Annotated in this window: 2 protein-coding genes and 1 pseudogene; 2 read left to right on the top strand and 1 reads right to left on the bottom strand. The window is 49.7% G+C overall.

The features are described from left to right. A pseudogene (locus tag KDK16_RS00560) lies at positions 1 to 91 on the bottom strand (haloacid dehalogenase); the annotation flags it as partial. A 162-nt stretch (positions 92 to 253) separates the two neighbouring features. On the opposite strand from KDK16_RS00560, the gene nudE reads away from it, so the two are divergent. Continuing rightward, positions 254 to 826, top strand: coding sequence for an ADP compounds hydrolase NudE (nudE, locus tag KDK16_RS00555; protein ID WP_257254153.1), 573 nt, complete (start codon positions 254 to 256; stop codon positions 824 to 826). Beyond that, entirely contained in the window at positions 819 to 1667 is an 849-nt protein-coding gene (cysQ, locus tag KDK16_RS00550) for a 3'(2'),5'-bisphosphate nucleotidase CysQ (RefSeq protein WP_257254154.1), read from the top strand. The genes nudE and cysQ overlap by 8 nt, the downstream gene beginning before the upstream one ends. Positions 1668 to 1715 lie beyond the last annotated feature (48 nt).

Here is a 1715-nt window from a genome sequence, read left to right as displayed (position 1 = left end):
ACTCCATCCAGAAGTAGTTATCGAAGTGGAGATCCAGCAGGGTACCATCCATATCGAGGAGAACGGTATCTATGGCATTCCAGTTAATCATAATGACCTCAACTTTATTCTGTTGCCATGATGACTCATCCGAACCCTGAACGACAATCTTTCTGAATTATTGGCGCAAGGCTGAGTCAATTAAATGTACATCGACGTATGTAAGCAACGAATTCGGTGCTTATAATAACTGCAGAACAAGGGGTAGGGAATCATGTCAGAAAAACCGGTTATCAAAGCGTGTCGTGAAATTGCACGCACTCGTCTGTTCAGAATAGAAGAGCTGGATCTCAGATTTTCCAACGGTGTTGAAAGAACCTATGAACGATTAGGTTCTTTTGGAACGGGGCATCAAGCAGTGATGGTAGTGCCGCTGCTGGATAATAATCGTTTTCTGATGATCCGCGAGTATGCCGGTGGTACCGAAGACTATCAGCTGACTCTGCCAAAGGGGCTGGTTGAGCCTGAAGAAAGTCTGGAAGAAGGGGGTAACCGTGAGTTAAAGGAAGAAGTGGGTTACGGTGCTCGTCATTGGAAGTACCTCAGTGCATTCACCCAGTCACCCAACTATATGAAAAGCAGAATACACTCAATGGTGGCCTGGGATCTTTATGAAGAAAGGCTGGAAGGCGATGAGCCAGAGCCTCTGGAAGTGGTCGAGTGGTCCTTTGACCGCTTACTGGAATTGAACGACAGGCCGGACTTTTCCGAAGCAAGGGCTCTGGCTACCCTGTTTTTGGTCAAAGAGAAAATTCAGGCCGGATGGCTGGAGACCCCCAATGTTTGACGAGAAGCTGATTGAGCCCCTGAAGCACATTGCCCGACAGGCTGGAGAGGCCATCCTGACCCTTTATCATCAGCAAGACCTGAGCATTCAGCACAAGTCTGACAAAACGCCTGTGACCTTGGCAGATCTCAAAGCCAACGAAGTCATTGAGCGGGGCCTGAAGGCTCTGGATGTCCGGTACCCTATTTTATCAGAAGAGTCAGAACATACCCCTTTTACTGAACGCTGCCAGTGGGAACGTTACTGGCTGGTGGACCCTCTGGATGGCACTCAGGAGTTTATCAATGGCAATGGCCAGTTCACCGTGAATATCGCGCTGATGGAAAAATCAGAAGATGGTCGAAGCTACCCGATATTGGGTGTGGTTCATGTTCCTGATGAGCATACAACCTATTGGGGGGGTAGCGGTCTGGGTGCTTTCAAACAAATTGAAGATCAGCCCGTTGACAGTATTACGCCAAGAATATTTCAGCCAGAAAGGGAAACGGTGGTACTGGGCAGTCGAAGCTATGGAACCGAAAGAGCGAGGGTATTTGTTGAAAAGCTCAGGGCGCTCTACCCTGATCTGGAGGTAAGGCCTGTCGGCAGTGCCCTCAAGAGTTGTCATGTTGCGGAAGGGCTGGCGGATATCTACCCAAGGCTGGGGCCCACATCTGAGTGGGATACCGGAGCGGCACAGGCCGTACTGGAAGGTGCCGGAGCTTTACTGCTGGATCCTCACGGCAAGCGGTTTTCCTACAACTTCAAGGAAAGTCTGCTGAATTCTGATTTCCTGGTAGTGGGTGACCGTACACAGAACTGGTCGCAGATCTGGAATCAGCGTGTGTTGATTAGCCTCTAGCAGCCTGTCGGACTTAAGGCTGTCCTACTGCGGTTGCAATAAATTGGT

This window comes from Endozoicomonas sp. SESOKO4, from assembly GCF_024606275.1.
This window is presented reverse-complemented; position numbering and strand designations above follow the sequence as displayed.